Here is a 6,790-nt window from a genome sequence, read left to right on the forward strand (position 1 = left end):
CCTCCCGCCCCCCCCCCCACCCCCCCTGAAGAGCCTTCGGCGACACGAGTTGACCGTGGTCCGCGTCGGGATGACGATCGTGGTGGGTTCCGTCGTGACGACCGTGCGCCGCGTCGCGATGATGACCGTGGTGGGTTCCGTCGTGACGACCGTGCGCCGCGTCGCGATGATGACCGTGGTGGGTTCCGTCGTGACGACCGCGCGCGTGGCCCCCGTCGTGATGATCGGGCGGACCGCGACCGTGGCGGCTACCGCGGGCGGGACGAGCGCGGTGGATACGGCCGCCGTGACGACCGCGACCGGGATCGGGAGCCGATCAAGCGGCTGCCTATTCCGGAGGACGTCACCGGCGACGAGATCGACGCGGATGTGCACCAGGAGCTCCAGAGCCTGCCGCGGACGCTCGCGGAGGATGTCGCCAGGAATCTGGTGATGGTCGCCCGGCTGATTGACGAGGACCCGGAGCAGGCGTACGGGTACTCCCGAGTGGCCCTGCGTCTCGCCTCCCGTGTCGCGGCGGTGCGTGAGGCGGCGGGATTCGCCGCGTACGCCGTGCAGAAGTACTCGGAGGCGCTCGCGGAGTTCCGTGCCGCGCGGCGGATGACCGGCAGTGTCGAGCTGTGGCCGATGATGGCCGACTGCGAGCGCGGCCTGGGCCGGCCCGAGAAGGCACTGGCCATGGCCGGTGAGGCCGAGGTACAGAAGCTGGACAAAGCCGGACAGGTCGAGATGCGTCTCGTCGCGGCGGGCGCACGGCGCGACATGGGGCAGCTGGATGCCGCCATCGTCACGCTTCAGAGCCCTGAGCTGGCTTCCAACGCGATCCAGCCGTGGAGTGCCCGACTGCGCTACGCGTACGCGGACGCCCTTCTGGCCGCCGGGCGTGAGGATGAGGCCCGTGAGTGGTTCGCCAAGGCCGTCGAGGCCGACAAGGACGGGGCCACGGACGCCTCGGACCGGCTGGCCGCGCTGGACGGAGTGGAATTCGTCGATGCGCTCACCGACGACGAGGACGAGAGCGCGGACATCAGCGACGCCGACGCCGCGACCGTAGCGGTTGAGGCCGAGGACGAAGCTCCTGCCGATGCAGCCGAAGGCACCGACGAGGACTGATTCCGACCCGGCACAGCAGACACAGCGAAGGTCCGGCCCCATGGCATCCATGGGGCCGGACCCTTTTCCTGGTTCAGACCTTCTCGGTCCATCAGTCCAGGCTCAGGCTCCTCAGCACCAGCCCCGTCGCAGGCTTCGGACCGAACGACGTCGACTTGCGCGGCATCGTGACACCCTGGCGTGCGAGGTCCCGGACCACGTCCTCCCGTACGGGGTGCATCAGCACCGCCGTGCCGCCGCGCCGTTCGGCCTGTTCGACCGCCGCCTCGGTGGCGTGGATGTAGGTGACCTCCTCCGGAGAATCCGGGACCCGCCAGACGTGCTCCAGCAGCGTGGAGTGGAGCACCGTCGCGTCGAGGCTGCGCCAGGCCTCGGGCCGGCCCGTCGGCACGGTGCGCGCCAGCAGGGCAGGATCAGGGCGGTCCAGGAGGTGGAAGCCGCCGTCCCCGGCGAGCAGGAAGGCATTGCCTTCTGCCGCCGCCTCCGCCAGGGCCTCAAGGGCGTTGCCGAGCGGACCCTCGACGTCCCGCACCCGTACGAGTCCCTCCACGGCGGCCAGGGCGTCCGCGACCGGCAGGCGGTTCAGCAGCCGGTGGATCGCACGGACCCGCAGTGGATAGCGGGCCGTGTCGATCAGCAGGACCAGGCCGTAGTTCCAGGCTCCCGGCACCCGCTGCTCGTCGCGCAGCAGCAGATACGTCGCCCAGCGATGATGGCCGTCGGCGATCAGGGCTTGGTGGCGGGTCAGCTCCTGGGAGATCCGGTCGAGGTCGTCAGGGGCGGTGACAGACCACAGACGGTGGCTGAAGCCGTCTTCCGTGGTCGTCGCCAGCAGCGGGCGTTCAAGGGCGATCCGGTCGATGACGGCTCCCGCTCCGGATTCGGAGCCGTCACCCCGGTACGTCAGGAGCAGCGGTTCCAGGTTGGCCGCGGTCGTCCGCATCAGCGCGGCGCGGTCCGCCACCACATGAGGCATCACGTCCTCGTGCGGGAGCACGATGCCCTTGTCCGGTTCGGAGAGGGCCAGGGCGCCGATGAGCCCGCGCTGGAGGATCTCGCCCTTGCGCTGCTCGTAGACGTAGAGGGCGGGTTCCGGGTCCGGCGCGAGCACCCCTTCGGTCAGCCAGCGTTCCAGCGTCTCGGCGGCCTGCTCGTGGCGTTCGGCTGCGGTGTCGGCTTGCGGGAGGATCAACCGGACGATGTTGTGCGGATCGGCCGACTCCAGGTGCAGTAGGCCGTCGGGGCGAACGACCACGTCGTACGGAGGCGAGGTCACCGCGGCAAGACTGCCCACCCGCTCGGGGACATAGCGAAGTCCGCGGAACGGCATCAGGCGTAGGCCGTCGTCGGCTGGGACACCTCTCGTGTTCATCCATGCATCGTATGTGGCGGGGGACATACGCGATGATCTGGGGACAGCACCACGAGTGAGGAGCGGACCAGGATGGGCGAGCCGGGCAGGACCAGGCCGAGCGGCAGCGCGCGGGCGCTGAGCGGCGCTTACGACACCGCACTGCTCGACCTCGACGGGGTGGTGTACGCGGGCGGGAAGGCCATCCCGCACGCGGTGGACGCCCTGGGGGCGGCGCGCGCGGGGGGCATGCACCTGGCGTACGTCACGAACAACGCGCTGCGCACACCGGACGCGGTGGCTCTTCACCTCACGGAACTCGGGGTGCCTGCAGAGGCCGCCGATGTCGTCACCTCGGCGCAGGCCGTGGCGCGCCTCATCGCCGACCAGGTGCCCGCGGGCGCGCGCGTGCTGGTCGTGGGCGGCGAGGGGCTTCGGGTCGCGCTGAGTGAGCGCGGGCTCGTACCGGTGGAGTCGGCGGACGACGATCCGGCCGCCGTGGTCCAGGGGTACGGCGGCCCGGAGCTGGCCTGGGGACGATTCGCCGAGGCGTGCTACGCCATCGCGCGTGGCGTGCCGTGGTTCGCGTCCAACACGGACCTGACGATCCCGAGCGCCCGGGGCATCGCACCGGGGAACGGCGCGGCGGTGGAGGTGGTGCGGATCGCCACCGGAGCCGAGCCGCAGGTGGCGGGGAAGCCGCTGCCACCGATGCACCGGGAGACCGTCCTGCGGACGGGAGCCGAGCGCCCCCTGGTCGTGGGTGACCGGCTGGACACCGACATCGAGGGGGCGTTCAACGGGGGCGTGGACTCGCTGCTCGTACTGACCGGGGTTACGGACCCGGCGCGGCTGCTGGCTGCCCGGCCGGAGCACCGGCCCACTTATGTGGACGCCGATCTGCGGGGGCTGCTGCCCGGTCAGCCCGAGGTAGGTGACGACGCGGGTGCCTTCGGCTGCCGGGGCTGGCGGGCGTCCGTGCGCGGGGGTGCGTTGGAGCTGGAGGGGGAGGGCGAAGCGCTCGACGGACTGCGGGCGTTGTGCGCGGCGGCGTGGACGGAGGCCGGGCAGGCGGCGAGCAGGCTGGACGCGGCGAAGGTGCTGGCCCGACTGGGGTGGTGAGCTGGAACGGGTCTGGGTGGGGCTGGTCGGTGAGCTCGCCGTACTGACGGCGGGGCCCACCTCTGGGTGATTTGGGAGGGTAGGCTAACCTAACCCGGTGTTGGTCGACAGTCCTTCCCGAAAGAGCGCGGCCCCGGCGTCCGCCGAGTCAGGGCCCGAACCGAAGCCCGCGCCCGAACCGCGCAAGCGCCATGTGCTGCGTGCTGTGGGGCTGCTGGCCGGCGTCGGTGTCCTGCTGCTTGTCTGTGTCGCGAGCGTCGCGATCGGGGCCAAGCCGATTCCGGTGGGCGATGTGTGGCATGGCCTCTTCCAGAACGCCGGCACGGGGAACGACGTGATCGTGCACGACGTCCGGGTGCCGAGGACGGTTCTCGGGCTGCTGGTCGGCGCGGCGCTCGGGCTCGCGGGTGCGGTGATGCAGGCACTCACGCGTAATCCGCTCGCCGAACCGGGTCTGCTCGGGGTCAACGCCGGAGCGGCGGCTGCCGTCGTTTCGGCCATCAGTTTCCTCGGCGTCAGGTCCGTCAGTGCCTACGTCTGGTTCGCCTTCGTCGGCGCGGGCGTCGTCTCCGTCGTCGTGTACGTGCTCGGCGGTAGTCGCGGTGCCACTCCGGTCCGCCTCGCCCTCGCCGGTACGGCGGCCACCGCGGCGCTGTACGGCTACGTCAACGCCGTACAACTGCTGGACTCGGCCGCCCTCGACCGGCTGCGGTTCTGGACCGTCGGCTCGCTGGCCTCCGCCGATCCCGCCACCATCAGCAAGATCGCGCCGTTCATCGGCGCGGGAGTCCTGGTCGCCCTGCTGATCGCCCGCCCGCTGAACGCGCTGGAGTTGGGCGACGACACCGCCAGGGCTCTGGGCGCACGGCTGACTCGTACACGTGTGCTTGCGATGCTCGCGGTGACGCTGCTGTGCGGAGCCGCGACCGCGGCCTGCGGGCCGATCGTCTTCATCGGCCTGATGGTCCCGCACCTCGTACGGGCCATCACCGGCCCGGACATGCGCTGGATCATGCCGTACGCCGCCGTGCTCTCGCCCGTGCTGCTGCTCGGTTCCGACGTCGTCGGCCGGATCGTTGCCCGGCCGTCCGAGCTCCAGGTGGGCGTGGTCACGGCGTTCATCGGCGGGCCCGTTTTCATCTATCTCGTACGGCGCAAGAGGATGGCTCAGCTGTGAAGGCCGTGAAGGCCGTGAAGGCCGACGAGGCCGTGACAGCCGTGAAGGCGATACGCACGCCAGGAGGGTTCTCGATACGCGTCGACCCCAGGGCGTCCCTCGTATGCCTGTTCCTGCTGGCGGTCGCGCTCATGATCGCGGTCGTGCTCGTCGGCAGCGGCGACTTCCCGATGACGCCGCAAGAGGTGGTGGCGACCCTGCTCGGCGACGGAACGCCGGCGCAGGAGTTCATCGTCCAGGAGGTACGGCTGCCGCGGGTGATGGTGGCACTGCTGGTCGGTGCCGCGCTGGCGGTGGGCGGTGCGGTGTTCCAGTCCATCTCGCGCAACCCGCTGGGCAGTCCTGATGTACTCGGCATCGGCCAGGGCGCGACGGTCGGCGCGCTCATCGTCATCGTCCTGTTCCACGGTGGGGCGGTGGCCACCGCCGGCGGCGCGATCGTGGGTGCTCTGGTGACGGGCATCGCCGTGTATCTGCTCGCGTGGAAACAGGGAGTGCACGGCTACCGCCTGGTCCTGGTCGGTATCGCGATCGCCGCGATGCTCACCGGCGCCATCCACTACCTCGTCACCAAGGCGAATCTGGTCGATGCCACGCGCGCAGTCGTCTGGATGACCGGCTCGCTCGACGGGCGTGACTGGAGCCAGTTCTGGCCACTGCTCGTGATGTGCGCGGTGCTGATCCCGCTGTGCATGGCGTATGGCAGGCCGCTGCGAATGCTGGAGATGGGGGATGACGCCGCGTACGCACTCGGGGTTCGCGTCGAGCGGACCCGGGGTGTGCTCATGGGGGCGGCTGTGCTGCTCACGGCCGTGGGCACCGCGGCGGCCGGACCTGTCGTCTTCGTCGCCCTCAGCGCTCCGCAGCTCGCCCGCAAGCTGACCCGTTCCCCGGGGCCGAACATCGGCGCGAGCGCAGTGATGGGGTCGGCTCTGCTGCTGAGTGCCGACTGGATCGCCACCTCGGCGTTCGGGGAACGGCAGCTGCCGGTCGGGGTCGTCACCGGTGTGCTCGGCGGTCTCTATCTGCTCTGGCTGCTCGTCACCGAGCGCAAGGCGGGGCGTATATGACTGCGACCCGGACCGAACGGTCCGAAGTACCCGGGCGGCCCGAGAAGCCTGACAAGCCCGAGAAGAACACCAGGAGCAGGAGCACGTCCATGCAGCGCCTCACCGCGGAGTCGGTCACCCTCGCCTACGACCAGCGGGTGATCGCCGAGGATCTCTCGGTCGAGATACCCGACCACTCGTTCACGGTGATCGTCGGACCGAACGCCTGCGGCAAGTCCACCCTGCTGCGCGCGCTCTCGCGGATGCTCAAGCCCAGCCAGGGCCGGGTGCTGCTGGATGGGCAGACCATCCACTCGATGCCCGCGAAGAAGGTGGCCAGGACCCTCGGTCTGCTGCCCCAGTCCTCCATCGCGCCCGACGGTATAACGGTCGGCGACCTGGTCGCCCGCGGCCGCTACCCCCACCAGGGCCTGCTGCGCCAGTGGTCCCGCGAGGACGAGCGGATCGTCCAGGAGTCGATGACGGCGACCGGGGTCGCCGAGCTGGCCGACCGCTACGTGGACGAGCTGTCCGGCGGCCAGCGGCAGCGGGTCTGGATCGCCATGGCCCTCGCCCAGCAGACACCGCTGCTGCTGCTGGACGAGCCCACCACGTTCCTCGACATCCAGCACCAGCTGGAGGTACTCGACCTCTGCGCCGAACTGCACGAGACCCAGGGCCGTACGCTCGTCGCGGTGCTGCACGACCTCAATCAGGCCGCCCGCTACGCGACCCACCTCATCGCCATGCGCGGAGGGAAGATCGCCGCCGAGGGTGCTCCCGGGGAAGTCGTGACCGCCGAGCTTGTCGAGGAGGTGTTCGGGGTCCGTTCCCAGGTCATCGAGGATCCCGAGACGGGCACGCCGCTGGTGGTGGGGGGGGGGCGGCGCGGGCGGCGGCCGGCCCCCGGCCGCGGCGTCTCCCGCCGGCCCCCCCCGCGCGGCGGGGGCGCCGCCCCCACGCCTCACACAGCCCCGC

Annotated in this window: 6 protein-coding genes and 1 pseudogene; 5 read left to right on the forward strand and 2 right to left on the reverse strand. The window is 70.9% G+C overall.

Features of this window, described 5'->3' with window-relative positions; genetic code table 11:
* Window positions 1-375 (reverse strand): annotated as a pseudogene (locus tag ACFWI9_RS16575) (hypothetical protein); the annotation flags it as partial.
* Here ACFWI9_RS16575 and ACFWI9_RS16580 point away from each other — a divergent pair.
* A complete protein-coding gene (locus ACFWI9_RS16580; RefSeq protein WP_387162544.1) occupies window positions 370-1,113 on the forward strand; it encodes a tetratricopeptide repeat protein in 744 nt (247 codons plus the stop codon). The pseudogene ACFWI9_RS16575 and the gene ACFWI9_RS16580 overlap by 6 nt on opposite strands.
* Before the next feature lie 91 nt (window positions 1,114-1,204).
* On the opposite strand, the gene ACFWI9_RS16585 is transcribed toward ACFWI9_RS16580, so the two are convergent.
* On the reverse strand, window positions 1,205-2,485 hold the full coding sequence (locus ACFWI9_RS16585) for a DUF1015 family protein (RefSeq protein ID WP_387162546.1): 1,281 nt from the start codon (window positions 2,483-2,485) through the stop codon (window positions 1,205-1,207).
* A gap of 72 nt (window positions 2,486-2,557) precedes the next feature.
* Here ACFWI9_RS16585 and ACFWI9_RS16590 point away from each other — a divergent pair, with 72 nt between their 5' ends.
* From ACFWI9_RS16590 to ACFWI9_RS16605, 4 genes are all read left to right on the forward strand, one after another.
* On the forward strand, window positions 2,558-3,586 hold the full coding sequence (locus ACFWI9_RS16590) for an HAD-IIA family hydrolase (RefSeq protein WP_387162548.1): 1,029 nt from the start codon (window positions 2,558-2,560) through the stop codon (window positions 3,584-3,586).
* A gap of 97 nt (window positions 3,587-3,683) precedes the next feature.
* A complete protein-coding gene (locus ACFWI9_RS16595; RefSeq protein WP_387162551.1) occupies window positions 3,684-4,763 on the forward strand; it encodes a FecCD family ABC transporter permease in 1,080 nt (359 codons plus the stop codon).
* The gene (locus ACFWI9_RS16600) at window positions 4,760-5,833 is read left to right on the forward strand and encodes a FecCD family ABC transporter permease (protein WP_387162553.1); all 1,074 of its coding nucleotides are present in this window, start codon (window positions 4,760-4,762) and stop codon (window positions 5,831-5,833) included. Before ACFWI9_RS16595 ends, ACFWI9_RS16600 begins: the two co-directional genes overlap by 4 nt.
* 89 nt (window positions 5,834-5,922) lie before the next feature.
* On the forward strand, window positions 5,923-6,790 hold an 868-nt coding region (locus tag ACFWI9_RS16605), incomplete at its 3' end, for an ABC transporter ATP-binding protein (protein ID WP_387162607.1).

The organism is Streptomyces sp. NPDC127084 (assembly GCF_042724175.1).
In the GTDB taxonomy this organism is placed as follows: domain Bacteria; phylum Actinomycetota; class Actinomycetes; order Streptomycetales; family Streptomycetaceae; genus Streptomyces.

What these genes read in the sequence shown, in the direction of transcription:
- ACFWI9_RS16590 (WP_387162548.1), top strand. Translation starts at nt 2,558, where the DNA reads ATGGGCGAGCCGGGCAGGACCAGGCCGAGCGGCAGCGCGCGGGCGCTG.
- ACFWI9_RS16585 (WP_387162546.1), bottom strand. Translation starts at nt 2,485, where the DNA reads ATGAACACGAGAGGTGTCCCAGCCGACGACGGCCTACGCCTGATGCCG.